Raw genomic sequence first — 1473 nt, forward strand, 5'->3', positions numbered from 1 at the left:
GATATTGCAATTATCGGTATAAGTGGTCGATATCCAGGCGCAGCTACACTAGAAGATTTCTGGGAAAACCTGAAGCAGGGTAAGGATTGCATCACAGAGATTCCAATCGAGCGCTGGGATGCTGATCAGTTATATGATCCTGAAAAAGGCAAGGTAGGTAAGATTGCTAGTAAGTGGGGAGGTTTTATCGATGATGTAGATAAGTTTGACCCTTTATTTTTTAATATTTCTCCACGAGAAGCAGAGCTTATGGATCCTCAGGAGCGTTTGTTTCTGCAGACTGCCTGGGAAACGATAGAAGATGGGGGATACACTTTAGATAGTCTGAGTAAGGTTAGTTCCTTGCAAGGGAGTGATTTAGGAGGTCACGTAGGTGTTTATGTAGGAGTTATGTATGGTGAATACCAATTGTTTGGAGCAGAAGAGAGTATAAAGGGTAATCCGATGGCTACCTGGTTTAGTTCCAGTAGTATAGCAAACCGGGTATCCTACAGTATGAACCTTCACGGTCCTAGTATGGGAGTTGATACGATGTGTTCAAGCTCACTGGTTTCTATTCACCTTGCTATAGATGCAATCCACAATGGACTATGTAGTATGGCGATTGCCGGAGGAGTAAATGTAAGTATCCATCCCAATAAATATAAAAACCTAAGTCAAAACATGTTTGTTTCAGATAAGGGTAGGTGTGAGAGTTTTGGAGCAGGCGGTAATGGTTATGTTCCTTCAGAGGGAGTAGGAGCGGTTTTATTGAAACCATTAGGTGAGGCAGAGAAAGATGGAGACCAGATTTATGGAGTCATCAAAGGCAGTAGTTTGAATCACGGAGGCAAGGCCAATGGATACACAGTACCGAATCCAAATGCTCAGGCAGGTGTTATCAGAGAAGCCATTAGACGTTCAGGTGTTTCTGTGGATGATTTCAGTTATATAGAGGCTCATGGCACAGGTACGAGTTTGGGAGATCCAATAGAGATAGCAGGTTTGAGTAAGGCTTTTACAGGAAGACGACAAGAGGGGCAGTATTGTTCTATAGGAAGTGTTAAGAGTAATATAGGTCATGCCGAATCAGCCGCAGGTATCTCAGGACTGACTAAGGTTTTGTTACAGATGAAACATAAACAACTGGTTCCTAGTTTACATTCTGGAGTATTGAATAAAGGTATTGATTTTGATAAGACACCATTTAGGGTTCAACAGGAATTAGCATCATGGGATGTTCCAGAGAATCGTTTACGACTGGCAGGGATCAGTGCATTTGGAGCAGGAGGTAGTAATGCGCACCTTATAGTAGAGGAATATATTCCCAAAGCAAAGAAGGAGTACCATAGTGAAGATGCTGCTATTATAGTTTTATCGGCAAAGAGTATTGATCGTTTAGAGGATCAGGTGCTGAATTTACGCTCATATTTAGACAATCATAAGGATGTTAATATCTATGATCTGGCTTATACCCTACAAGTAGGGAGAGAA

General features: G+C 41.7%; 1 protein-coding gene. It reads left to right on the top strand.

Annotated features, from left to right (window positions below):
• Window positions 1-1473: type I polyketide synthase (locus F0000_RS27285; protein ID WP_149627847.1), on the top strand; the 1473-nt coding region annotated here is incomplete at both ends.

The organism is Aquimarina sp. RZ0 (genome assembly GCF_008370685.1).
In the GTDB taxonomy this organism is placed as follows: domain Bacteria; phylum Bacteroidota; class Bacteroidia; order Flavobacteriales; family Flavobacteriaceae; genus Aquimarina.